Annotated in this window: 1 protein-coding gene; it reads right to left on the bottom strand. The window is 69.5% G+C overall.

Annotated elements, in window-relative coordinates; translation table 11 throughout:
* On the bottom strand, positions 1-1238 hold a 1238-nt coding region (locus ACH4UM_RS41805; protein ID WP_398191943.1), incomplete at both ends, for an AMP-binding protein.

A 1238-nucleotide genomic window follows, 5' to 3' on the forward strand; every position in this document is an offset into this window, starting at 1 on the left:
TCCTTCTCCAGCAGTACCGCCTGCTCCACCGCGCTGCGCAGCACGGCCGGTGTGGCACCCGGGTGCCTGGCCTGCTGGACGCCGGCCTGCAGCACCCCGAGCGAGTTCGCCCGCCGGATGTCACCCAGGACGACCCGGCCACCCGGCGCAAGCAGTTCCCAGACGCCGTCAAGGACCTGTTCGAGGTAACGCTCGTTCGGGAAGTACTGCACGACCGAGTTGAGCACCACCGTGTCGAACCCGCCCCGGGCAAGTCCGGACAGGTCGTCGGCGGCCTGGCACCTCAGCTCGACCCGGTCCGACAGGCCGGCGCGCCTGACCTGGTGCCGCAGCCGCTCGACCACCGACGCGGAGAAGTCGGTGGCCCAGTACTCCTCCACCCGGCCCGCGATGTGCGCGAGCAGCAGGCCCGAGCCCACACCGAGTTCGAGGACCCGCCTGGGCGACCAGCACAGGACACGCTCCACCGCGGCGTCCCGCCAGGCACGCATCTGCTCCAGCGGGATCGCCTCACCGGTGTAGGAACTGTTCCAGCCGGTGAAGTCCTCACCGAACTCGCGGTCGGCACCACCGGAATACGCCTGGTCGTAGACCTCCTGCCACTGCCCCACCTGCTCATCCGCCCCACCCGCCCCGCCCAGTGCCCCGGTATCGGCAACGACGTAGGCGACCAGCCGCAGGTCACCGGGCTGGTCCTCCCGCGCGGTGACGATGGCCTGACGCACACCCCGATGGCGGACCAGGGCATGCTCGATCTCACCGGGTTCGACACGGAAGCCCCGCAGCTTCACCTGGTTGTCCGCACGGCCCAGGAAGCAGATATTGCCGTCCGGGAAGAAACTCGCCCGGTCACCGGTCCGGTAGAGCCGATCCCCCTCCCGCCCACCGAACGGGTCGTCGACGAAGCGCTCCGCCGTCAGCTCCGGCCGGCTGACATAACCGACGCACAGACAGTCCCCGCCGATGTACAGGTCGCCCTCGACACCCACCGGACACGGCTCCATGTCCTCGTCGAGCACGTAATAGCGGGCATTGTCGATGGGACGGCCATAGGGAATGCTGCGCCACTCCGGATCGACCTCGCCGACCCGGAAGTAGTTGGACCACACCGTCGCCTCGGTCGCCCCGCCCAGACTGATGATCTCGGCACGGGTGAACACCGCGCGGACCTCGCCCGGCAGGGACAGCGGCGTGTAGTCACCGGAGAGGAACACCAGGCGCAGGCCGTCGGTCCCCTC

The sequence above is a fragment of the Streptomyces sp. NPDC020801 genome (assembly GCF_044334385.1).
GTDB lineage: Bacteria > Actinomycetota > Actinomycetes > Streptomycetales > Streptomycetaceae > Streptomyces.